This is a genomic window from Streptococcus pseudopneumoniae IS7493 (genome assembly GCF_000221985.1).
Classification (GTDB): Bacteria; Bacillota; Bacilli; order Lactobacillales; family Streptococcaceae; genus Streptococcus; species Streptococcus pseudopneumoniae.
This window is the reverse complement of record NC_015875.1, coordinates 1,111,744-1,135,622: the sequence shown is the minus strand read 5'-3', so window position 1 is coordinate 1,135,622 and position 23,879 is coordinate 1,111,744. Positions and strand designations below refer to the sequence as shown.

22 protein-coding genes and 1 pseudogene are annotated in these 23,879 nt (G+C 39.6%); 22 read left to right on the top strand and 1 reads right to left on the bottom strand.

Annotation, left to right across the window (positions count from 1 at the left end):
- The first annotated feature begins 178 nt into the window (after nt 1-178).
- The 10 genes from SPPN_RS13190 (at nt 179) to SPPN_RS05835 (ending at nt 11,359) form a co-directional block, all read left to right on the top strand.
- Entirely contained in the window at nt 179-349 is a 171-nt protein-coding gene (locus SPPN_RS13190) for a hypothetical protein (protein ID WP_158083587.1), read from the top strand.
- Nucleotides 350-394: 45 nt separating this feature from the next.
- Nucleotides 395-1,570: an A/G-specific adenine glycosylase gene (gene mutY / locus SPPN_RS05875; protein ID WP_000886139.1), complete on the top strand. Its 1,176-nt coding sequence runs from the start codon at nt 395-397 to the stop codon at nt 1,568-1,570.
- 55 nt (nt 1,571-1,625) lie between these two features.
- A complete protein-coding gene (gene yycF, locus SPPN_RS05870; RefSeq protein ID WP_000722069.1) occupies nt 1,626-2,330 on the top strand; it encodes a response regulator YycF in 705 nt (234 codons plus the stop codon).
- Nucleotides 2,323-3,672, top strand: coding sequence for a cell wall metabolism sensor histidine kinase VicK (gene vicK / locus SPPN_RS05865; protein ID WP_000886221.1), 1,350 nt, complete (start codon nt 2,323-2,325; stop codon nt 3,670-3,672). The genes yycF and vicK overlap by 8 nt, the downstream gene beginning before the upstream one ends.
- Nucleotide 3,673: 1 nt before the next feature.
- A complete protein-coding gene (locus SPPN_RS05860; protein WP_001289495.1) occupies nt 3,674-4,483 on the top strand; it encodes an MBL fold metallo-hydrolase in 810 nt (269 codons plus the stop codon).
- A 90-nt stretch (nt 4,484-4,573) separates the two neighbouring features.
- Nucleotides 4,574-4,816: a type II toxin-antitoxin system RelB family antitoxin gene (gene relB / locus SPPN_RS05855; protein WP_000208079.1), complete on the top strand. Its 243-nt coding sequence runs from the start codon at nt 4,574-4,576 to the stop codon at nt 4,814-4,816.
- A 1-nt stretch (nt 4,817) separates the two neighbouring features.
- Nucleotides 4,818-5,072 carry a type II toxin-antitoxin system RelE family toxin gene (locus tag SPPN_RS05850; protein ID WP_014017264.1) on the top strand — a complete coding sequence of 85 codons (255 nt, stop codon included), beginning with the start codon at nt 4,818-4,820 and terminating at the stop codon, nt 5,070-5,072.
- Between the two features lie 75 nt (nt 5,073-5,147).
- Nucleotides 5,148-7,019 carry an Eco57I restriction-modification methylase domain-containing protein gene (locus SPPN_RS05845; protein ID WP_000963214.1) on the top strand — a complete coding sequence of 624 codons (1,872 nt, stop codon included), beginning with the start codon at nt 5,148-5,150 and terminating at the stop codon, nt 7,017-7,019.
- 109 nt (nt 7,020-7,128) lie between these two features.
- Complete coding sequence (locus tag SPPN_RS05840) at nt 7,129-8,079, top strand: Abi family protein (RefSeq protein ID WP_000658131.1); 951 nt, start codon at nt 7,129-7,131, stop codon at nt 8,077-8,079.
- A gap of 22 nt (nt 8,080-8,101) precedes the next feature.
- The gene (locus SPPN_RS05835; RefSeq protein ID WP_001143835.1) at nt 8,102-11,359 is read left to right on the top strand and encodes a DEAD/DEAH box helicase family protein; all 3,258 of its coding nucleotides are present in this window, start codon (nt 8,102-8,104) and stop codon (nt 11,357-11,359) included.
- 270 nt (nt 11,360-11,629) lie between these two features.
- Here SPPN_RS05835 and SPPN_RS05830 read toward each other — a convergent pair whose 3' ends face one another.
- On the bottom strand, nt 11,630-12,598 hold the full coding sequence (locus SPPN_RS05830; RefSeq protein WP_000204723.1) for an L-lactate dehydrogenase: 969 nt from the start codon (nt 12,596-12,598) through the stop codon (nt 11,630-11,632).
- Between the two features lie 193 nt (nt 12,599-12,791).
- Here SPPN_RS05830 and gyrA point away from each other — a divergent pair, with 193 nt between their 5' ends.
- From gyrA to SPPN_RS05765, 12 genes and pseudogenes are all read left to right on the top strand, one after another.
- Nucleotides 12,792-15,260 (top strand): DNA gyrase subunit A, encoded by a 2,469-nt coding sequence (gene gyrA / locus SPPN_RS05825; RefSeq protein ID WP_001153004.1) that lies wholly within the window; start codon nt 12,792-12,794, stop codon nt 15,258-15,260.
- Nucleotides 15,260-16,003: a sortase SrtA gene (gene srtA, locus SPPN_RS05820; protein WP_000078850.1), complete on the top strand. Its 744-nt coding sequence runs from the start codon at nt 15,260-15,262 to the stop codon at nt 16,001-16,003. Before gyrA ends, srtA begins: the two co-directional genes overlap by 1 nt.
- 159 nt (nt 16,004-16,162) lie before the next feature.
- Nucleotides 16,163-16,444, top strand: a pseudogene (locus tag SPPN_RS05815) (PLP-dependent transferase); the annotation flags it as partial.
- A 95-nt stretch (nt 16,445-16,539) separates the two neighbouring features.
- Complete coding sequence (locus SPPN_RS05810; protein ID WP_001002647.1) at nt 16,540-17,814, top strand: DUF2130 domain-containing protein; 1,275 nt, start codon at nt 16,540-16,542, stop codon at nt 17,812-17,814.
- Nucleotides 17,815-17,823: 9 nt separating this feature from the next.
- Nucleotides 17,824-18,702: a tRNA pseudouridine(55) synthase TruB gene (truB, locus tag SPPN_RS05805; protein WP_001013277.1), complete on the top strand. Its 879-nt coding sequence runs from the start codon at nt 17,824-17,826 to the stop codon at nt 18,700-18,702.
- A 366-nt stretch (nt 18,703-19,068) separates the two neighbouring features.
- Entirely contained in the window at nt 19,069-19,371 is a 303-nt protein-coding gene (locus SPPN_RS05795) for a bacteriocin immunity protein (RefSeq protein ID WP_000983427.1), read from the top strand.
- A 107-nt stretch (nt 19,372-19,478) separates the two neighbouring features.
- The gene (gene udk / locus SPPN_RS05790; RefSeq protein WP_001181366.1) at nt 19,479-20,117 is read left to right on the top strand and encodes a uridine kinase; all 639 of its coding nucleotides are present in this window, start codon (nt 19,479-19,481) and stop codon (nt 20,115-20,117) included.
- Nucleotides 20,118-20,244: 127 nt separating this feature from the next.
- Entirely contained in the window at nt 20,245-21,585 is a 1,341-nt protein-coding gene (xseA, locus tag SPPN_RS05785; RefSeq protein WP_000417490.1) for an exodeoxyribonuclease VII large subunit, read from the top strand.
- A complete protein-coding gene (locus SPPN_RS05780; RefSeq protein ID WP_000043226.1) occupies nt 21,563-21,775 on the top strand; it encodes an exodeoxyribonuclease VII small subunit in 213 nt (70 codons plus the stop codon). The genes xseA and SPPN_RS05780 overlap by 23 nt, the downstream gene beginning before the upstream one ends.
- A complete protein-coding gene (locus SPPN_RS05775; RefSeq protein WP_000743838.1) occupies nt 21,772-22,647 on the top strand; it encodes a polyprenyl synthetase family protein in 876 nt (291 codons plus the stop codon). The genes SPPN_RS05780 and SPPN_RS05775 overlap by 4 nt, the downstream gene beginning before the upstream one ends.
- A complete protein-coding gene (locus tag SPPN_RS05770) occupies nt 22,640-23,455 on the top strand; it encodes a TlyA family RNA methyltransferase (protein ID WP_001041085.1) in 816 nt (271 codons plus the stop codon). The genes SPPN_RS05775 and SPPN_RS05770 overlap by 8 nt, the downstream gene beginning before the upstream one ends.
- The gene (locus SPPN_RS05765; RefSeq protein ID WP_001034400.1) at nt 23,448-23,879 is read left to right on the top strand and encodes an arginine repressor; all 432 of its coding nucleotides are present in this window, start codon (nt 23,448-23,450) and stop codon (nt 23,877-23,879) included. Before SPPN_RS05770 ends, SPPN_RS05765 begins: the two co-directional genes overlap by 8 nt.

The following is a 23,879-nucleotide window of genomic DNA, read 5'->3' as shown; positions in this document are numbered from 1 at the left end:
AGACTGGGTAAAAACTCAATTTCAGGAGAAAATGAAGTAAATTTTCTCATAATAGAGCGCATAATATCAAGGTTTTTCAACACCGGATATTATGCGTTTTTTGAGTTTAAATATTTTTGCCCTACCTATTTCTTATTTGCTGCAAGCAGTTCATCAATAAAATTTAGTCCTCTTTCCCTTGGGAAGAGGCTTTTTATACTCAATAAAAATCAAAGAGCAAACTAGGAAACTAGCCGCAGATTGCTCAAAACACTGTTTTGAGGTTGCAGATAAGACTGACGAAGTCAGGAACCATACCTACGGCAAGGCGACGTTGACGTGGTTTGAAGAGATTTTCGAAGAGTATTAATACTAGGAAAAGGACAGTTAAAACCTTCTGTGTTATACTAGAGATATGTTAGATTTGAAAGAATACGGTATTGTCATGTGGCCGGAGGAGAAGATTATTTCTTTCCGTCAGAAACTTCTCAGTTGGTATGATGAAAACAAAAGAGATTTACCGTGGCGTAGAAGTAAAAATCCTTATCATATCTGGGTTTCTGAAATTATGCTCCAGCAGACCAGGGTGGATACAGTTATCCCTTACTACGAAAGATTCCTGGACTGGTTTCCAACTGTCGAAAGTTTGGCGAATGCGCCTGAAGAGCGTTTGTTGAAGGCTTGGGAGGGACTGGGATATTATTCTCGAGTACGCAATATGCAGGCTGCAGCCCAGCAGATTATGACTGACTTTGGTGGCCAATTTCCAAACACCTATGAAGGAATTTCTAGTTTAAAAGGGATTGGTCCTTACACAGCAGGAGCCATTTCCAGTATCGCTTTTAATTTGCCTGAGCCAGCGGTCGATGGTAATGTCATGCGGGTTTTGGCGCGTCTATTTGAAGTCAACCACGATATTGGGATTCCAAGTAATCGAAAAATTTTTCAGGCAATAATGGAAATCCTGATTGACCCAGAACGGCCAGGTGACTTTAACCAAGCTTTGATGGACTTGGGCTCAGATATTGAGGCGCCTGTAAATCCCAGACCAGAAGAAAGTCCAGTGAAGGACTTTAGCGCGGCATATCAGAATGGAACCATGGGCCGTTATCCAATCAAGGCTCCCAAGAAAAAGCCTGTTCCTATTTATCTTAAAGCCTTGGTGGTCAAAAATACACAGGGACAATTTTTACTTGAAAAAAATGAAAGCGAAAAGCTATTGGCAGGATTTTGGCATTTCCCACTGGTAGAAGTAGATGACTTTTCGCAAGAGGAGCAGTTTGACCTCTTTCATCAGGTTGCAGAAGAAAGTGTGAACTTTGGTCCCAGTCCAGAAGAGAGTTTCCAGCAGGACTATGACCTAGAAGTTGATTGGCTTGATGTTTGTTTTGATACAGTCCAGCATGTTTTTAGTCATCGAAAATGGCATGTTCAAATTGTAGCAGGTCAGGTGAGTGACTACCATGATTTTTCAGATAGGGAAGTTCGCTGGCTTTCACCAGAAGAGTTTAAGAATTACCCACTTGCCAAACCCCAACAAAAAATCTGGCAGGCTTATGCAAAAGCCAACTTAGACAGTAGCAAAGACTAGCTATTGTGTCTTCTTGCTATTTTTTTGGTATAATAGTAGAGAAAAAGGTGAACATATGAAAAAAATATTAATTGTAGATGATGAAAAACCAATCTCAGATATTATCAAGTTTAATATGACCAAGGAAGGGTACGAGGTTGTAACTGCTTTTAATGGTCGTGAAGCGCTAGAGCAATTTGAAGCAGAGCAACCAGATATTATTATTTTGGATTTGATGCTTCCAGAAATTGATGGCTTAGAAGTTGCGAAGACTATTCGGAAGACTAGTAGTGTGCCTATTATCATGCTGTCAGCTAAGGATAGCGAATTTGATAAGGTTATCGGTTTAGAGCTTGGTGCAGATGACTATGTAACCAAACCCTTCTCCAATCGTGAGTTGCAGGCGCGTGTTAAAGCTCTTCTGCGTCGTTCTCAACCTATGCCAGTAGATGGGCAGGAAGCAGAAAGTAAACCTCAACCTATCCAAATTGGGGATTTAGAAATTGTTCCAGACGCCTACGTGGCTAAAAAATATGGAGAAGAACTAGACTTAACCCACCGTGAGTTTGAGCTTTTGTATCATTTGGCATCGCATGCAGGTCAAGTCATTACGCGCGAACACTTGCTTGAGACTGTCTGGGGTTATGACTATTTTGGTGATGTCCGTACGGTTGATGTGACTGTCCGACGTCTGCGTGAGAAGATTGAAGATACGCCCAGCCGACCAGAGTATATCTTGACGCGCCGTGGTGTAGGGTATTACATGAGAAATAATGCTTGATTTACTGAAACAAACCATTTTTACCAGAGATTTTATCTTTATTCTGATTTTGTTAGGTTTCATCCTTGTTGTGACCCTCTTATTACTGGAGAATAGACGTGATAATATTCGATTGAAGCAAGTCAATCAAAAGGTTAAAGATTTGATTGCAGGAGATTATTCCAAGGTTCTTGATATGCAAGGTGGGTCTGAAATCACCAATATTACCAATAATTTGAATGACTTGTCGGAGGTTATTCGTCTCACTCAGGAAAATCTAGAACAAGAAAGTAAGCGGCTAAATAGTATTCTGTTTTATATGACAGATGGGGTCCTTGCGACCAATCGTCGGGGGCAGATTATCATGATTAACGATACAGCCAAGAAGCAACTGGGGTTGGTTCAGGAAGATGTTCTGAATAGAAGCATTTTGGAAGTACTCAAGATAGAAGAAGACTATGAATTGCGTGATTTGATTACCCAAAGTCCAGAATTGTTGCTAGATTCCCAAGATATCAATGGCGAATATTTGAACCTTCGAGTTCGCTTTGCCTTGATACGTCGAGAGTCTGGCTTTATTTCAGGTTTGGTGGCTGTTTTGCATGATACGACGGAGCAGGAGAAGGAAGAACGCGAACGGAGACTCTTTGTTTCCAATGTTAGCCATGAGTTACGGACTCCTTTAACCAGCGTGAAATCCTATCTTGAAGCCTTGGATGAGGGGGCTTTGTGTGAAACTGTAGCACCAGACTTTATCAAGGTGTCTCTGGACGAAACCAACCGTATGATGCGCATGGTGACGGACCTCCTTCATCTTTCACGGATTGATAATGCCACCAGTCACTTGGATGTGGAACTGATTAACTTTACTGCTTTTATTACCTTTATCCTCAATCGTTTTGACAAGATGAAAGGACAGGAAAAGGAGAAAAAATATGAGTTGGTGAGAGATTATCCCATCAATTCTATCTGGATGGAAATTGATACAGATAAGATGACACAGGTTGTCGACAATATTTTAAATAATGCTATTAAGTATTCGCCAGATGGGGGTAAAATCACTGTCAGAATGAAGACAACTGAAGACCAGATGATTTTATCCATTTCTGACCAGGGTTTAGGGATTCCTAAGCAGGATTTACCACGTATCTTTGACCGTTTCTATCGTGTGGATCGTGCTAGAAGTCGTGCACAAGGTGGTACAGGTCTAGGACTGTCTATCGCTAAAGAAATTATAAAACAACATAAGGGCTTTATTTGGGCCAAGAGTGAATATGGCAAGGGTTCAACCTTTACCATTGTGCTCCCTTATGATAAGGATGCAGTGAAAGAAGAAGTATGGGAGGACGAAGTAGAAGACTAGAATGAGTGAAATAGGCTTTAAATACAGTATTTTAGCGTCGGGTTCCAGTGGAAATTCCTTTTATCTGGAAACCTCAAAAAAGAAGCTTTTAGTAGATGCAGGCTTATCTGGTAAGAAAATTACCAGCCTACTTGCTGAAATTAACCGCAAGCCAGAAGACCTGGATGCCATCTTGATTACCCATGAGCATTCAGACCATATCCATGGAGTAGGCGTTTTGGCTCGCAAGTATGGTATGGATCTTTATGCCAATGAAAAGACCTGGCAGGCTATGGAAAATAGCAAGTATCTCGGTAAGGTAGACTCGTCGCAAAAGCATATTTTTGAAATGGGTAAAACCAAAACCTTTGGAGATATCGACATCGAGAGTTTTGGTGTCAGCCATGATGCAGTCGCACCGCAGTTTTATCGCTTTATGAAGGATGACAAGAGTTTTGTCATGCTGACTGATACAGGTTATGTTAGCGATCGTATGGCGGGAATTGTCGAAAATGCGGACGGCTATCTTATTGAGTCCAATCATGATGTAGAGATTTTGCGAGCAGGTTCTTACGCTTGGCGACTCAAACAACGAATCCTATCTGACCTCGGTCACCTTTCTAACGAAGACGGTGCTGAAGCTATGATTCGTACCTTGGGAAACCGCACTAAGAAAATCTACCTTGGGCATTTATCTAAGGAGAACAATATCAAGGAACTGGCTCATATGACCATGGTCAATCAGCTGGCTCAAGCTGATCTGGGAGTCGGAGTGGACTTTAAGGTTTATGATACCTCACCAGATACCGCAACACCCTTGACGGACATATAGAAAGAACGCTGAGAAGGTGTTCTTTTTATATTGACTGAACACCTAAAAAGTAATACAATGGTGTTACCATTAAAAAAGGGAGTGCAAAAGATGACTACTATTACATTAAAAGTTTCTGAAGCTGATAAAACATTTATGAAAGCAATGGCTAAGTTTGAAGGAGTTTCTCTGTCGGAACTTATCCGCACCAAAACTCTTGAAGCTCTAGAAGACGAATACGATGCTCGTGTGGCAGATTTAGCCTATCAAGAGTATTTAGAAGACTTGGAAAAAGGAGTTGAACCCATTACTTGGGAAGAAATGATGCATGATTTAGGCTTGGAGGATGAATAATTTGTATAAATTAGTTCCGACAAGACGATTCATCAAGCAATTGAAAAAATTGGACCGTTATACGCAGAAGCTAATTACAAACTATTTACAATCCAATGTTTTGGAAGACCCAAGACGACACGGAAAGGCTTTGGTTGGTAATCGCGTTGGTCAATGGTGCTATAGAATTGGTAATTATCGAGTTATCGTACAAATTGTAGATGATGAATTAGTCATTGCTACTCTAGAAGTTGGTCATAGGAGAGATATTTATTGAATTACTTTTTTCAAGTAAATTTTCATTTTTTTAAATATGATATAATAGGGCTTACAATACAAGAGAGGTTGCTTTATGGCAATAGATATTAGTGAGGAGCAGTTGGCTAAGGAGTCTGCTGATTTATTAAAAATACTTTTAACAGATAGAACAACAAAGAAAAATATAGTTTGGGCGACGCATTCTTATAACTTGTTAGGAAAAGGCTTTAGTCCTAGTGATGCTATTAGTCCAAGTAAGGTTACTGGAAACTATGCTAACTTGATTCAGCCCAGATCTGAAAAATCCAAATATGAGCAAAAAGATCGTACAAAAATAAGGGCAGAAGTGTTTACACCAACTTGGTTGGTCGCAAAGCAAAATGGATATGTAGAATCGGAACTAGGCTCGTTAAGTCTTGAAGAGTATGTTGACTTACGGTGGTTAGAGATAACTTGTGGTGAAGCACCTTATATGGTAACTCGCTATGATACAGTGACTGGTAAGGAAATTCCATTATCTGAACGAGTTGGTTTTGTTGATAGAAAATTGCAGCGCATTAGTCGTGAGGTCTCAGATGAAGTCACCTTTTATGAATTTGTAAAAAAAGCTTATCGAGCTTCTTATGGCTATGAGTATCAAGGAGATTCTCTCCTTTTGGCGCGTGAAAATCTTTTGGCAACTTTTGAGGACTATTATCTAGCTAAGACTGGAAATCAACCAACATTAGAGCAGAAGAAAGAGATTGCAACTATCATCTCTTACAATGTCTTTCAGATGGATGGATTGAAAAAAAGTAGTCCTTATTCAGCTAAACAAAGGCAAGCTCAACAATTGAGTTTGTTTGCGGATGAGCTAGAGGTCCAAGATGTAGAAGAATCTAAAACCCATATCAAAGACTGGAAAAAGAATAGAATGATAGGTTTTGAGCGCCTATCTAGCGAGGAAAGTGAAATGAAATTTGATGTCGTGATAGGAAATCCGCCGTATCAGGAAATAGGAGAAGCTAGAGATGAGCCGATATATCACTATTTTATTGATGAAGCTTATAAAATCGCAGATAAATCTATACTAATCACCCCAGCAAGGTTTTTATTTAAAGCTGGTCAAACTCCTAAAAATTGGATGGAAAAGATGCTTGAAGACAAGCATTTAAAAGTTCAATTCTATGAACTTAAAAGCGGTAAAGTATTTACAGGAACGGATATTAAGGGTGGAGTAGCAATAACTTATCGTGATGTTGATAAAGATTTGGGACCAATCGGAGTATTTACTATTTTTGAAACTTTGAATGGTATTGTAAAAAAAATCGAAAAACATCCAGAATTTGAAACTTTTTCTGATTTAGTTTATCCTCAAGGTATTTATAGATTTTCAAATAAACTTTTTTCTGATTATCCAAATGCTGAAAAGCTGCAAGGAAAAGGAACAAAAAATAAAATTGTTTCGAAATCACTAACTCAGTTAGATTTTGTTTTCAAAAACAACGAAGAAAAAGACCATGTTGCTCTACTTGGAAGAATTGGCTCCGAACGTGTTTATCGATATATTAATAAAAAATATTTAGATTTACCGGAAACATTCGAAAATTATAATGTTTTTGTACCAGAAGCTAATGGAAGTGGTGCCTTAGGTGAAGTCTTATCAACACCCCTAATCGGGGAACCCCTAATCGGGCATACAGATACTTTTTTATCTATTGGTAATTTTAAAACAAAATTTGAAGCCGATGCTTGTATTAAATTTATTAAAACTAAATTCGCTAGAGTATTATTAGGTGTTTTGAAAGTTACTCAGCATAATTCACGCAAAACTTGGTATTACGTCCCCCTCCAAGACTTTACGGTCAATTCGGACATTGATTGGACACAATCAGTGGCTGATATTGACCGCCAGCTTGATCAAAAATATGACCTTTCTCCTGAGGAAATTTCCTTTATTGAGAATCATGTAAGGGAGATGGATTAGAAAAGTATTTTTATTTGACAAATAGTGCTCAATGATCTATAATAGATATATAGGATTAGGTCAGGAAGCATACGATGCCCTGACCCTTTTTATTTTATAGGAGATAAGTTTGAAGGAACATAAAACATTTAATCAACAGTTAACAATCTTAAGAAATAGGGGTGTTGTAGTCCCAACGAATGGAAAGCCAAAGAGATTTTTAGAACAAGAAAACTATTACAATGTTATAAACGGTTATAAAGATTTATTTTTAGTAAAGGACAGCAATAATCGACCTGTTGAACCTGAAATTTATCAAAAAGGAACCCACTTTAACGAACTAAAGGCCTTGTTTTTATTTGATAGAGAGCTAAGGATATTATTATTGAAATATTTATTGATATTCGAAAATTCAATAAAGACCACAGTTGCATATGAATTCTCTAAAAAACACCCTCGTAAGAATGCTTATTTAGATATTGCAAATTTTGTAGACAATGATCCTAAAAAAGTTCTTCAACAAATCTCTATCTTAACCAAGACGATTCATGATAAGGTAGATAGAACTGGCGCTATTAAACATTACATTGAGGAACATGGGGAAGTAGCACTTTGGGTTTTAGTTAATTTTCTTACAATGGGAAACATTGCTAATTTTTACAATATTTTAACGGATAGTACAAAGAATATCATTGCAAAATTTTATACAGATAAATATAGAATACAAAATAAAGACAATACATTTAGACTATCTAGTGCAGATTTAAGTGCATGTTTGAAAGTGGCTAACCTAGTTAGAAATATCTGTGCACATGATGAACGACTGTATAATGTTAATTTAAGAAATGTCAGAATATCTCAAATAGCAAATCATTTTGGGATAAGAAGATATGATAATAAACGTTTTATAGTGGTTATTCTATTTTTAAAAATTGTACTTGATAAGAAAGATTTTCAAAGATTATATAAAGCTTTAATGAATCTATTCAATCAGTATGCTGATGAATTTAAAACTGTAGTGTTTGATGACATTTTAAACACGATGGGAATTGATTTAACAGAGTTAGAAAAATTATCTTAGTTCTTTAAAAAAAGGAATACTTATGCCAGTAGAAATTAAAACTTCTAAAGAGATTCATCCTAAAATCTATGCCTACACCACACCGACAGTAACCAGTAATGAAGGCTGGATTAAGATTGGGTATACAGAACGTGATGTCACACAACGTATCAAGGAGCAAACGCATACAGCTCATATAGCTACAGATGTCTTATGGACTGGTGATGCAGCTTATACAGAAGAGCCTGATAAGGGGAAAACTTTCAAGGATTATGATTTCCACCATTTCTTGTCTTTCCATGATGTAGAACGTCGTCCTAAGACGGAATGGTTCTATTTTAATGGAACTCCTGAAAAATCTAAAAATCTATTCGATAAATTTGTTCAGCATGATTTGTCTGGTTATCAACCTGGAAAAGGACAGGACTATACTCTGCGACAAGAGCAAGAAGAAGCAGTTGCTAAGACATTAGCTTATTTCCAAGAACATGCTGGAGGCAAATTTCTCTGGAATGCCAAACCACGATTTGGTAAAACCTTGTCTACCTATGACCTAGCTCGTCGAATGGAAGCTGTTAATGTCCTAATTGTAACAAACCGCCCTGCCATTGCTAACTCATGGTATGATGATTTTGAAACATTCATAGCAGGTCAGACGACTTACAAGTTTGTTTCTGAATCAGATAGCCTTAAGAGTCGTCCAACTTTGTCACGTAAAGAATTTGTTGGTATTTTAGATGACGATGTAAGACAACTTGCTTTTATCAGTCTCCAAGACTTGAAAGGTTCTGTTTATTTAGGTGGAGAGCACGATAAACTCAAATGGGTGACTGATCTGCATTGGGATTTGTTGGTTATTGACGAGGCTCATGAAGGAGTTGATACCTTTAAGACAGACCAGGCTTTTAACAAGATTCGACGGAATTTTACTCTGCATTTGTCAGGTACACCATTTAAAGCATTGGCAAAGGGAGAGTTTACCGAGGAGCAAATCTATAACTGGTCTTATGCGGATGAACAGTCTGCCAAATCGACCTGGTCTCCTGAGCAAGAAGAGGAAAATCCTTATGAAAGCTTGCCTCAGTTAAATCTCTTTACCTATCAAATGTCTCAGATGATTGGTGAGGAGTTAGAAAAAGGTGCTCAACTGGATGGCGAAAATATCGACTATGCTTTTGACTTGAGTGAATTTTTCGCTACAGATGATAAAGGGAAATTTATCCATGAACAAGATGTCAGAAATTGGTTAGATACTCTGTCAAGCAATGAAAAATATCCATTTTCAACCAAAGAACTTCGGAACGAACTCAAGCATACTTTTTGGCTGTTAGAACGTGTAGCCTCAGCTAAAGCTTTAAAAGCTCTACTAGAAGAACATCCCATCTATGAAAATTATGAGATTGTGTTAGCTGCTGGCGACGGGCGTATGTTCGAGGATGACGATAAAGTCAAACTCAAATCCTTGGACTTGGTTAGAAAAGCGATAGCAGAGAATGACAAAACCATTACCCTCTCCGTTGGTCAGTTGACGACAGGGGTCACTATCCCTGAATGGACAGGTGTATTGATGTTATCAAATTTGAAATCACCTGCTCTTTATATGCAGGCTGCATTTCGTGCTCAGAACCCATATTCATGGACCGATAGCAAAGGAAATCATTTCCGCAAAGAAAAAGCCTATGTATTTGACTTTGCGCCGGAAAGAACCTTGATTCTCTTTGATGAGTTTGCCAACAACTTATCGCTTGCGACTGCAGGAGGCGGCGGGACTTCGACAACTCGTGAAGAAAATATTAGAGAATTATTAAACTTCTTTCCAGTTATTGCCGAAGACCGTGCTGGTAAGATGGTTGAAATTGATGCCAAGGCAGTTCTAACCATCCCTCGTCAGATAAAAGCTAGAGAAGTCCTTAAACGAGGTTTTATGTCCAATCTCTTATTTGATAATATTAGTGGTATTTTCCAAGCAAGTCAAACAGTTTTAGATATTTTAAATGAGCTGCCAGTTGAAAAGGAAGGGAAGGTACAAGATAGTTCTGATTTATTAGACTTTTCAGATGTTACAGTCGATGATGAGGGAAATGCAGTAGTTGACCATGAAATCGTAGTTAATCAACAAATGCGACTTTTTGGAGAAAAAGTCTATGGACTCGGTCAGTCTGTTGTTGAACTGGTCACTAAGGACGAGGATAAAACTCAAAAGCAACTAGTCAATGACTTGAGCAAGACAGTTTCTTCAGTGATTGTAGAGGAATTGAAAGTTGGATATGATGACCTTAAAACTCGAGAAGCAGACCACATCAAGAAACAAATTACAGCAATATTTGAGAATGAAATTCGAAAAAATGATATCGAAAGAAAAATTTCTGAAGCTCATATCAAGCAAGAATTGCAGCAACAAATCAAGGAAGCGGTTGATAAGGAGCAAAAGGATAAGATTCAAGAAGATTTTGATAAACGTTTAGAAGAAAATAATCTCATTCACAAAGAAAAACTAGAGCAAACACTCAAAAAAGAAGTGGAAAAAATGCCTGAGAAGTTTATCGAACAGGTTGAGATAAAACGTGTTGAACAGTTAAAACAATCAGCTCAAGATGAGATTCGTGACCATCTTCGAGGATTTGCACGAACAATTCCAAGTTTCATCATGGCCTATGGCAATCAATCTCTAACACTTGATAATTTTGATACCTTTGTTCCTGAGCATGTTTTCTTTGAAGTGACTGCTATTACGATTGACCAATTTCGTTATTTGAGAGATGGTGGACAAGATTTTGCAGGACATCTCTTTGATCGAGCAACATTTGACGAAGCTATCCAAGAATTTCTTCGTAAGAAAGAGGAGTTGGCGGATTATTTTAAAGACCAAAAAGAAGATATTTTTGACTATATTCCACCGCAGAAGACCAACCAAATTTTCACTCCTAAACGGGTAGTGAAGAGGATGGTAGATGATCTTGAAAAAGAAAATCCAGGAATATTTGATGATCCATTTAAGACATTTATTGATTTGTACATGAAGTCTGGTCTCTATATTGCTGAACTTGTTAAGCGACTATATAATAGCGAAGGTTTGAAAGAGGCCTTTCCAAATTCTGAAGAACGCTTAAAACATATCTTAGAAAACCAAGTTTATGGATTTGCTCCGTCTGAGATTATCTATAACATTTCCACTAATTTTATATTTGGCAATCTTTCTAAAGATATCAGTAGGAAGAATTTTGTTTTAGTAGATACCATTCCAGCGGCTAAAGAAGGGCGCATTCAAAAGTTGGTTGATTCCTATTTTGAAAATAATTAAAAAGAAGGCTGAGTCAAAATTCTTTGAAATCAGAAAAAACGCATAAGATAAGGTATTGACAATCCTTGATATTATGCGTTTTATTGTGGGAAGATGTATAATGGATTGAAATAAGATATGAACAAATCAATTAGGAATTTAAAGCATTTTATAACAACGTTTTAGAGTGATAGGGTGCTATTTCAACTTCAACCTACTATAATACAGAAAAAAACAACTCCCTGATGATTCAAGGAGTTGTCTATAGTTAAATTAATTTTTAGAAGCTTCTTAGAATTCTGGATTTTTCCATGCTTCGTCAATAATAGCTTGCAATTCTTTAGCAGATGCTTGCATTTTTTGAGTTTCTGCATCGTTCAATGGAATGTTTACTGGACGAACGATACCGTGTGCTCCAACGATAGCTGGTTGACCGATAAAGACGTTCTCAATTCCGTATTGACCTTCTTGGAATACGGAAAGTGGAAGTACTGCGTTTTCATCGTCAAGGATTGCTTTAGTGATACGAGCGAGGGCTACAGCGATACCGTAGTATGTAGCACCTTTCTTGTTAATGATTGAGTATGCAGCGTCGCGAACAGAAATGAAGAGTTCTACAAGGTCAGCTTCATTCAAGTCACGGTTAGCTTGCAACCATTGTTCCAATTTTACACCGGCAACGTTAGCATGTGACCAAACGGCAAACTCAGAGTCACCGTGTTCACCCATGATATAGGCGTGAACTGAACGAGCGTCAACACCGATTTTTTCAGCAAGGGCTTGACGGAAACGAGCTGAGTCAAGTGAAGTACCTGAACCGATAACGCGTTCTTTAGGGAAACCAGAGAATTTCCAAGTTGAGTAAGTCAAAACGTCAACTGGGTTAGCAGCAACAAGGAAGATACCTTTGAAACCTGATTCAACAACTTGAGTTACGATTGATTTGTTGATAGCAAGGTTTTTACCTACAAGGTCAAGACGAGTTTCACCTGGTTTTTGAGGTGCACCTGCAGTGATCACAACAAGGTCAGCGTCTGCACAGTCAGAGTATTGAGCTGCATAGATTTTTTTAGGTGAAGTGAAGGCAAGGGCGTGACTAAGGTCAAGCGCATCACCAACAGCTTTTTCATGCAATTGTGGAATTTCGATAATTCCAAGCTCTTGTGCAATTCCTTGGTTAACAAGTGCAAAAGCGTAAGATGAACCTACAGCACCATCACCGACAAGGATAACTTTTTTGTGTTGTTTAGTTGAAGTCATTGTTCTAAACATCTCCTTAATTTTATTAGGGGATTTTCCCTAGACAACTTCATTCTATCACTTTTAAAAAACTTTGTCACGAATATGCCGTATAGTTCTCTATGTAAACGTTTTAGTGGTTTAGAGGCTGAAATAGATGGAAATTTATGGTATAATGTTGTTACTTACTAATTGTGAAATGAGGCATTTATTAATGCAGGATAAAAATTTAGTGAATGTCAATCTGACAAAGGAGATGAAGGCTAGCTTTATCGACTACGCCATGAGTGTTATCGTAGCGCGAGCTCTTCCTGATGTTCGAGATGGCTTAAAACCTGTTCACCGTCGCATTCTCTATGGAATGAATGAATTGAGTGTGACTCCAGACAAACCCCATAAAAAATCTGCTCGTATTACAGGGGACGTCATGGGTAAATACCACCCACACGGGGATTTCTCTATCTATGAAGCAATGGTCCGCATGGCTCAATGGTGGAGTTACCGTTACATGCTTGTAGATGGGCATGGAAACTTTGGTTCCATGGATGGAGATGGTGCTGCCGCCCAGCGTTATACTGAGGCACGCATGAGCAAGATTGCTCTGGAGATGCTTCGTGATATTAACAAAAATACGGTTGATTTCGTTGATAACTATGATGCTAATGAACGCGAACCCTTGGTCTTGCCAGCTCGTTTTCCAAATCTTTTAGTTAATGGAGCAACTGGTATTGCTGTTGGGATGGCTACCAACATTCCTCCTCATAACTTGGGTGAAACCATTGATGCAGTGAAGTTGGTCATGGACAATCCTGAAGTGACTACCAAGGACTTGATGGAAGTCTTGCCTGGTCCAGATTTTCCAACAGGTGCCCTTGTCATGGGGAAATCAGGCATTCATAAGGCTTATGAAACAGGTAAAGGTTCTATTGTCCTTCGTTCTCGTACTGAAATTGAAGAAACTAAGACTGGCCGTGAGCGCATCGTTGTAACGGAATTTCCATACATGGTCAATAAAACCAAGGTACATGAGCATATTGTTCGTTTGGTTCAGGAAAAACGTATTGAGGGCATCACAGCAGTTCGTGATGAATCAAACCGTGAAGGTGTTCGATTTGTTATCGAAGTTAAGCGCGATGCCTCAGCCAATGTTATCCTCAATAACCTCTTCAAGATGACCCAGATGCAAACCAACTTTGGTTTCAATATGCTTGCTATCCAAAATGGTGTACCGAAGATTTTGTCCCTTCGTCAGATTTTGGATGCTTATATCGAACACCAAAAAGAAGTGGTTGTTCGTCGGACACGTTTTGATAAGGAAAAAGCGGAAGCGCGTGCGCATATCTTAGAAGGTCTCTTGATTGCGCTAGACCATATCGACGAAGTGATTCGTATCATCCGTGCTAGTGAAACAGATGCAGAAGCACAAGCTGAGTTGATGAGTAAGTTTAAGCTTTCTGAACGTCAAAGTCAGGCTATTTTAGATATGCGTCTTCGTCGTTTGACAGGTTTGGAACGCGATAAGATTCAGTCAGAGTATGATGACCTCTTGGCTCTGATTGCGGATTTAGCAGATATTCTTGCTAAACCAGAACGTGTTTCTCAAATCATAAAAGACGAATTAGATGAAGTTAAACGTAAATTTTCCGATAAACGCCGTACAGAGTTGATGGTTGGTGAAGTCTTGAGTCTTGAAGATGAAGATTTGATTGAAGAATCGGATGTCTTGATTACCCTTTCTAACAGAGGCTACATTAAGCGTTTGGATCAGGATGAATTTACTGCTCAAAAACGTGGGGGTCGTGGTGTGCAAGGAACGGGAGTGAAAGATGATGACTTTGTTCGTGAGTTAGTGTCAACTAGCACCCATGATCACCTGCTCTTCTTCACAAACAAAGGACGTGTCTATCGTCTGAAAGGCTATGAAATTCCTGAGTATGGTCGAACTGCCAAAGGGCTACCAGTAGTCAATCTCTTGAAATTGGACGAAGGTGAAAGTATTCAGACTATTATCAATGTTGAGTCTGATCGCAGTGATGATGCTTATCTCTTTTTTACAACCCGTCACGGTATTGTGAAGAGAACCAGTGTTAAGGAGTTTGCCAATATTCGTCAAAATGGTCTCAAAGCGCTGAATCTAAAGGATGAAGATGAGTTAATCAATGTCTTGTTGGCGGAAGGAGATATGGATATTATCATTGGTACCAAGTTTGGTTATGCAGTTCGCTTTAATCAATCAGCTGTTCGTGGTATGAGCCGTATCGCCACTGGTGTGAAAGGTGTGAATCTCCGTGATGGAGACACAGTAGTCGGAGCGAGCGTAATTACTGATCAAGATGAGGTTCTTATTATTACTGAAAAAGGATATGGTAAGCGTACAGCTGCTACTGAATATCCAACAAAAGGTCGTGGTGGTAAGGGAATGCAGACAGCTAAAATTACCGAAAAAAATGGCTTGCTGGCCGGTCTTATGACTGTTCAAGGGGATGAGGATTTGATGATTATCACTGATACAGGTGTCATGATTCGAACCAATCTTGCCAATATTTCACAAACAGGACGCGCAACTATGGGAGTTAAAGTAATGCGCCTGGATCAAGATGCTCAGATAGTGACCTTCACAACGGTTGCAGCGGCAGAAAAAGAAGAAGTTGGGACAGAAAATGAAACAGAAGGTGAAGCATAATGTCTCAAAAAAATAATCAAAAGAAAAACAAACGAAAAAATCTGCTGACAAATATCCTAGCAGGATTTCTGATAGTACTGTCACTGGTTTTGATTTTTAATGCGCAAATTCGAAATATTTTCATGGTCTGGAATACCAATAAGTATCAAGTTAGTCAGGTATCAAAAGAAAAAATAGAAGAAAATCAGGATACAGAAGGAAATTTTGATTTTGATTCGGTCAAAGCGATCTCTTCGGAAGCTGTTCTAGCTTCTCAATGGGATGCTCAAAAATTACCAGTTATTGGGGGAATTGCAATTCCTGAATTGGAAATGAATTTGCCGATTTTTAAAGGACTTGATAATGTTAATCTCTTCTACGGCGCTGGTACAATGAAACGCGAGCAAGTAATGGGAGAAGGAAATTATAGTCTAGCTAGTCACCATATCTTTGGTGTTGATAATGCTAATAAAATGTTATTTTCTCCTTTAGATAACGCTAAAAATGGTATGAAGATTTATCTAACTGATAAAAATAAAGTTTATACCTATGAAATCCGTGAAGTCAAACGTGTGACACCGGATCGTGTTGATGAGGTTGATGATAGAGATGGGGTAAATGAGATTACATTAGTAACCTGTGAAGACCTTGCTGCTACAGAACGTATTATTGTAAAAGGTGATTTGAAAGAAACAAAAGATTATTCACAAACATCTGATGAAATCCTAACAGCTTTCAATCAACCATATAAACAATTTTATTAATACAAATCAGTGAAATCCAGAATTTCACTGATTTTTTTAAGATTTTCATAAAAATATAGTAAAATGAAATAAGAATAGGACGAATCGATCAGGACAGTCAAATCGATTTCTAACAATGTTTTAGAAGTTTATGTGTACTATTCTAGTTTCAATCTACTATACTTGCCAAAAGGTGTGGGCTCCATCTTTACCTTCCATGTCAAAGGTGGGGAGGCAGAAGCACGCAAGGTCATTGATCATTTAGAAATCTTTTCTGACCTAGCAAACGTGGCAGATGCCAAATCGCTTGTTGTCCATCCAGCAACAACCACTCACGGTCAATTGTCAGAAAAAGACCTCGAAGCAGCAGGAGTCACACCAAACCAAATCCGCTTGTCGATCGGACTTGAAAATGTAGAGGATTTGATCGAAGATTTGCGCTTGGCCTTGGAAGAAATTTAAAGAAAAAGAAGATAAACAGTGGGTTTCGACTCACTGTTTTTGATTTTCCCTCAGGCATGATATAATGGTTACAGAAGTCTAGAAAGAGGAACGATATGAACGAAATCAAATGTCCCAACTGTGGGGAAGTCTTTACAGTAAATGAAAGTCAGTATGCTGAACTTTTGTCCCAAGTGAGAACAGCAGAGTTTAATAAGGAATTGCACGATCGCATGAAGCAGGAACTGGCCTTGGCTGAGCAAAAGGCCATGAATGAACAACAGTCTAAACTGGCTCAAAAAGACAAAGAAATTGCTCAATTGCAGAATCAAATCCAAAACTTTGATACAGAAAAAGAATTGGCCAAGAAAGAGGTTGAACAGACAAGCAATCAGGCTCTCTTGGCTAAGGACAAGGAAGTACAGGCCTTGGAAAACCAATTGGCCACCTTGCGTTTGGAACATGAAAATCAACTACAGAAGACCCTCTCTGACCTAGAAAAAGAACGAGACCAGGTTAAAAATCAGCTCCTACTGCAAGAAAAGGAAAACGAGCTTTCTCTTGCTTCTGTTAAGCAAAACTACGAAGCCCAGCTCAAGGCAGCTAGTGAACAGGTTGAATTTTACAAGAATTTCAAAGCCCAGCAGTCTACAAAAGCTATCGGAGAAAGTCTGGAACACTATGCAGAGAGTGAGTTTAACAAGGTCCGCAGTTTTGCATTTCCAAATGCTTACTTTGAGAAGGATAATAAGGTTTCAGCGCGTGGGTCTAAGGGGGACTTTATCTTCCGTGAATGCGATGAAAATGGTGTTGAAATCATTTCCATCATGTTTGAGATGAAGAATGAAGCTGACGGAACAGAGAAAAAGCATAAGAATGCAGATTTTTACAAGGAATTGGACAAGGACCGTCGGGAGAAGAACTGTGAATATGCCGTTTTAGTGACCATGCTTGAGGCCGATAACGACTACTTTAACACAGGGATTGTTGACGTCAGTCACGAGTATGAAAAGATGTATGTGGTTCGTCCTCAATTCTTTATTCAGTTGATTGGGCTCTTACGTAATGCGGCTCTTAATTCTTTAAAATACAAGCAGGAGTTAGCGCTTGTTCGCGAGCAAAATATCGACATTACACATTTTGAGGAAGACTTGGATGCCTTTAAGCTAGCTTTTGCTAAGAACTATAATTCAGCTTCGACCAACTTTGGAAAAGCTATTGATGAAATCGACAAGGCCATCAAACGCATGGAAGAGGTTAAGAAATTCCTGACTACATCTGAAAACCAACTCCGTTTAGCTAACAACAAATTGGAAGATGTCTCTGTTAAAAAATTGACCCGGAAAAATCCAACCATGAAAGCGAAATTTGAAGCATTGAAGGGGGAGTAGAAAGCAAAAATGAACGGTATTATCAACTTAAAAAAAGAAGCAGGAATGACCTCGCATGATGCGGTTTTTAAACTGCGTAAGATTTTGGGCACCAAGAAAATTGGTCATGGTGGGACCTTGGATCCAGATGTAGTGGGTGTTTTGCCCATTGCGGTTGGCAAGGCGACCCGCATGGTCGAGTTTATGCAGGACGAGGGCAAGGTCTATGAGGGGGAAATCACTCTGGGCTATTCAACGACGACCGAGGATGCTAGTGGGGAAGTTGTCGCAGAGACGCCTGTTTTGTCACCTTTAGATGAAACCATTGTTGATGAAGCGATTGCGAGCTTGACTGGACCTATTAGTCAGATTCCGCCTATGTACTCGGCAGTTAAGGTTAATGGTCGCAAGCTCTATGAGTATGCGCGTGCTGGTCAGGAAGTGGAGCGTCCAGAACGTCAGGTGACCATTTATCAATTTGATCGAACAAGTCCGATTTCTTATGATGATTACCTTGCACGCTTTACTTTTCGTGTAAAATGCAGTAAAGGGACTTACATCCGTACTTTGTCAGTTGATTTGGGTGAAAAGCTTGGTTATGCGGCTCATATGTCCCATTTGACTCGTACTAGTGCTGCTGGCTTACAATTAGAAGACGCACTGACCTTGGAGGAAATTGCTGAAAAAGTAGAGGCTGGGCAATTAGATTTTCTCCATCCTTTAGAGATTGGGACAGGTGATCTTGTCAAAGTTTTCCTAAGTCCAGAAGAAGCTACAGAAGTTCGCTTTGGTCGTTTTATTGAGCTAGACCAAACGGACAAAGAACTGGCTGCCTTTGAAGATGATACATTGTTAGCCATTCTAGAAAAACGGGACAAACTCTACAAGCCAAGGAAGGTTTTTAGCTAGATCCTTTAGGAATAAAAATCGGGTGATAGATAACAATTGCTTGATAAAACCCCATACTAATAGTAGAATGGGGTTGGGAATTATAATATTCCAATTGTTGCGAGTTGTAGATACTCAAATAATCTATATAGAAATTTAGAGGTGTGAAATGAAGCAATTTAAAATTCTTTCAGATAAATATTTAGAGTCCATTACAGGTTCTGGTGGGAACTCAGGCCCAGGAGTATATTGTGTAGACGTTAAAGGTCGAGCAAAATGCAGTATCAATCATGGAGAGTTTTGGGGGTACACGGGAAGTGTAATAGTCAATGGCTGGATTAATTATGGTCCATGGGCACCTAGACCAGGATTTGGTGTGATAATTCCATGATGCAAAATGAGTTTCGAGAAAGGGTGGAGCAACTTCTTCAACAAAAAGAAATAAATGAAAATAGTGAGTTGAGTCACCTGTTTCGTCTTGCTATACAAAATTTAGACAGAAATGAAAAATACCAATCGGTCATGGCCAATTTGAGTCAAGGGTTGTCGCTTTACCTCATGACGCATCATTACCAGGCACCTAAGTCTGTCATTGATTTTGGTTTATGGATTGCCAAAGCTCCTAGCCAGGAAAGAGGGAGACTGGCTTTCTTGCAGATGCTTGCTCAAACCCTACAGGGCTTTCGTTAAAACTATCGAACATCAGAGGGAAGGCTCTGGTGTTTTTTGCTGATGAGACTATAAATTTTGTAAAAAATGTGATAGAATAGACGACGGATAAAATAACGGAGGATAGCATGCAAAATAGACCAATCATTATTGGAGTGACAGGTGGTTCTGGTGGTGGTAAAACCAGTGTTTCAAGAGCCATTTTATCGCATTTTCCTGATGAAAAGATTTCCATGATTGAGCATGATTCATACTACAAGGATCAGTCTCATTTGACCTTTGAAGAGCGTATCAAAACCAACTATGACCATCCATTTGCCTTTGATACAGACTTGATGATTGAGCAGATGAAGGAATTGTTAGCAGGGCGTCCGGTGGACATCCCGACTTATGACTATACAGAGCATACACGGAGCAGCAAGACCTATCGTCAGGAGCCTCAGGATGTCTTTATCGTTGAGGGGATTTTGGTCTTGGAGGACAAGCGTCTGCGCGATTTGATGGATATCAAGATTTTTGTGGATACGGATGACGATGTGCGTATTATTCGTCGTATCAAGCGTGATATGGAAGAACGTGGCCGTAGCCTTGATAGCGTTATTGACCAGTATCTAGGTGTGGTTAAACCCATGTACCATCAGTTTATCGAGCCGACTAAGCGTTATGCTGATATCGTCATTCCTGAGGGAGTCAGCAATACAGTAGCTATCGATTTGTTGACGACCAAGATTGCAAAGATTTTGGAAGAAGCTCGAAATAGTAAATAAACAGAATTGGAGGCCTTGCCTCCTTTTTCTATTTTTCCCTCATAATGGTACATAAATGGAGATTTTTAGGCATATTTTTGGTATAATAATACCCATGAAAGAGCAAGAAAATGAATAGTAGGTGGAGATGGAAAAGTATTTATCGGTAACAACTTTGACCAAGTATCTGAAAATGAAATTCGATAAAGACCCATACTTGGAGCGGGTCTATTTAACTGGTCAAGTTTCCAACTTTCGTAAACGACCTACTCACCAATATTTCTCCCTAAAAGATGACCATGCAGTTATTCAAGCGACCATCTGGTCTGGGGTTTATCAGAAATTAGGCTTCGACCTGGAAGAAGGAATGAAAATCAATGTGATTGGGCGTGTGCAGGTCTATGAACCAAGTGGTAGCTACTCCATCATCATTGAAAAGGCTGAACCTGATGGGGTTGGGGCGCTTGCGATTCAGTTTGAACAACTCAAGAAAAAATTGACAGAAGAAGGCCTGTTTCAAGAACGCTTCAAGCAAGCTCTACCCCAATTTTCTAAGAGAATTGGTGTAGTAACCAGTCGCAGTGGAGCCGTGATTCGAGATATTATCACGACCGTCAGCAGGCGATTTCCAGGCGTCGATATCCTACTTTATCCAACTAAGGTGCAAGGTGAAGGCTCTGCGGAGGAAATTGCTAGAAATATTGCGCGTGCTAATCAAGGGGACGATTTGGATTTACTCATTATTGGTCGTGGAGGTGGTTCTATTGAGGATCTCTGGGCCTTTAACGAAGAAATTGTGGTACGAGCTATTTTTGAATCTCGTTTGCCAGTTATTTCTAGTGTGGGGCATGAGACGGATGTGACCTTGGCAGATTTTGTGGCAGATAAACGAGCTGCAACACCAACGGCTGCTGCTGAACTAGCCACACCTGTGACCAAGTTGGATCTATTAGCTCATTTGCAAAATCAAGAAAAACGAATGGCAACAGCGGTCCGAAATGTCCTATCTAAGAAACAAGAAGCTTTGAAAAAATGCAGTCAATCTGTTATCTTTAGACAACCAGAACGTTTGTATGATGGCTATATGCAACGCTTGGATCAACTGCAATTGCGTTTGAAACAAAGTTTGCGAACACGGATTTCTGATAACAAGCAATTAGTCCAAGCAAGGACGCATCAACTGGTTCAATTATCACCTGTTACCAAAATCCAACGCTATCAAGACCGTCTAGGTCAGTTGGATAAGCTCCTCCGTAGCCAAATGGCGCTGGTTTATGATGCCAGGGTTGCTGAAGTCAAGAGACTTTCAGAAGCCTTGTTGATGTTGGATACCAGTCGAATCCTGGCGCGTGGTTATGCTATTGTCAAAAAAGAAGAGTCCGTTGTAGATTCGGTTGAGAGTTTGAAGAAAAAAGACCAAGTAACGCTTTTGATGCGAGATGGTCAAGTAGAATTAGAGGTTAAAGATGTCAAAACAAAAGAAATTTGAGGAAAATCTAGCAGAACTGGAGACCATTGTCCAAAGTTTGGAAAATGGTGAAATTGCTCTGGAAGATGCGATTGCTGCCTTTCAAAAGGGCATGGTCTTGTCAAAAGAACTCCAAGCGACGCTGGACAAGGCTGAAAAGACCTTGGTCAAGGTCATGCAAGAAGACGGAACAGAAAGTGATTTTGAATGAAGAAGCAAGAAAAATTAGCTCTTGTCGAGTCAGCCTTGGAAGACTTTTATGGAGGCCAGCAGTTTGCCTCTAGTTTGCGAGAGTCTGTTCTCTATTCCATTCATGCTGGTGGCAAGCGTATTCGACCTTTTCTCTTGTTGGAAGTTCTGGAAGCCTTGCAGGTGGCTATCAAACCTGCTCACGCGCAGGTGGCTGCAGCCTTGGAAATGATTCATACAGGGAGCTTAATTCACGATGATCTTCCAGCTATGGATGATGATGATTACCGTCGGGGACGATTGACCAATCATAAGAAATTTGGTGAAGCTATGGCCATTTTGGCAGGAGACGCTTTGTTCCTAGATCCTTACGCCTTGATAGCGCAGGCAGATTTGCCAAGTCAGATTAAGGTAGACTTGATTGCCAACTTATCCCTTGCTTCAGGAAGTCTGGGTATGGTAGCAGGCCAGGTTTTGGATATGGAAGGCGAACACCAGCACTTGTCTTTGGAAGAACTCCAGACCATTCATGCTAATAAGACTGGAAAACTGCTAGCCTATCCCTTCCAAGCAGCTGCTATCCTAGCAGAATTGGCACCTGAGATGCAGGTGAAGCTGAAAACTGTTGGTGAATTGCTTGGGCTTGCTTTTCAGGTCAGAGACGATGTGTTGGATGTGACCGCTAGTTTTGAGGAAATCGGCAAGACACCACAAAAGGATTTGCAGGCTGAAAAGTCAACCTATCCAGCCTTGTTAGGCTTGGAAGAGGCTATTGCCTTTTGTAATCAGACTTTGGATCAAGCTAATGCCAAATTAGAAGAAATTGCCCAGCAGGTCCCTTTTGATATAGGATCGATTGTAAGTGTAGTAGAAAGTTTGAGAATCAATGGCTAAGGAAAGAGTGGATGTACTAGCTTATAAACAGGGCTTGTTTGAAACGCGAGAACAAGCCAAGCGCGGTGTCATGGCTGGTCTAGTCGTAGCAGTTCTTAACGGAGAACGATTTGACAAACCGGGAGAGAAAATTCCAGATGACACCGAGCTAAAACTCAAGGGTGAAAAACTCAAATATGTTAGCCGTGGTGGCTTGAAACTGGAGAAGGCCTTGCAGGTCTTTGATTTGTCAGTAGAAGGGGTAACAACGATTGATATCGGTGCTTCTACTGGAGGTTTTACCGATGTCATGTTGCAAAATGGTGCTGAGTTGGTCTTTGCAGTCGATGTCGGTACCAATCAGTTGGCTTGGAAATTACGCCAAGACCCACGGGTTGTCAGCATGGAGCAGTTCAATTTCCGCTATGCTGAAAAGACTGATTTCGAAAAGGAACCGAGCTTTGCCAGCATTGATGTGAGTTTCATTTCCCTAAGTCTGATTTTGCCGGCCTTGCACCGCGTCTTGGCTGAACAAGGTCAGGTCGTGGCTCTGGTTAAGCCCCAGTTTGAAGCAGGACGTGAGCAGATTGGGAAAAATGGAATTATTCGCGATGCCAAAGTCCATCAGAATGTCCTTGAATCTGTCACAGCTATGGCAGTAGAGGAAGGCTTTTCAGTCCTTGGTTTGGACTTTTCTCCCATCCAAGGTGGACATGGAAATATTGAGTTTTTAGCGTATTTGAAAAAAGAAGAGTCAGCAAGCAATCAGATTCTTGCTGAGATTGAAGAAATAGTAGAAAGGGCGCATAGTCAATTTAAAAATGAATAAAAAAGAGAGACTTGAAAAAATTAGACGATTTGTGACAGATTATCAAATCGGTACACAAGAAGAAATCGTAGAACATTTGAAAGAGGCAGGCATCACTGCCACTCAAGCGACAGTATCCCGAGATATCAAAGAGCTAGGCATTGTCAAAATTCCTTTGAGAGACAATACCTATGTCTATGAATTGCCAAAATCAATCGTGAAAAGTTTGCAACTGGCTGAAGACAATATTGAGTCAGCTGAATTGATGGATAAGATGATTAATCTCCAAGTTATTCCAGGAAATACGGCTTTTGTAAAAGCTCAGTTAATCGAGACTTTTACGGACAAGATTTTTAGCTGTTTAGCTGATGATAGCTCGATTTTAGTCATTGCCAGAAGTGAAAGTCTAGCTGAGGAAATCTTTGCACAAGTAAAAAATTGGTAG